This window comes from Kluyvera sp. Awk 3 (assembly GCF_028069715.1).
GTDB lineage: Bacteria > Pseudomonadota > Gammaproteobacteria > Enterobacterales > Enterobacteriaceae > Kluyvera > Kluyvera georgiana_A.
Genome location: NZ_JANEWH010000353.1, coordinates 1 through 263, shown reverse-complemented (window position 1 = coordinate 263; position 263 = coordinate 1). Strand labels below are relative to the sequence as shown.

General features: G+C 50.2%; 1 rRNA gene. It reads left to right on the top strand.

What is annotated here, in order from left to right:
* A 23S ribosomal RNA gene (locus tag NNN71_RS25080) occupies positions 1-238 on the top strand; the annotation flags it as partial.
* Positions 239-263 lie beyond the last annotated feature (25 nt).

Sequence of the window (263 nt, the reverse complement as noted above, 5' to 3'; positions counted from 1 at the left end):
CGGAGTGGACGCATCACTGGTGTTCGGGTTGTCATGCCAATGGCATTGCCCGGTAGCTAAATGCGGAAAAGATAAGTGCTGAAAGCATCTAAGCACGAAACTTGCCCCGAGATGAGTTCTCCCTGACTCCTTGAGAGTCCTGAAGGAACGTTGAAGACGACGACGTTGATAGGTCGGGTGTGTAAGCGTAGCGATACGTTGAGCTAACCGATACTAATGAACCGTGAGGCTTAACCTTACAACGCCGAAGATGTTTTGGCGAA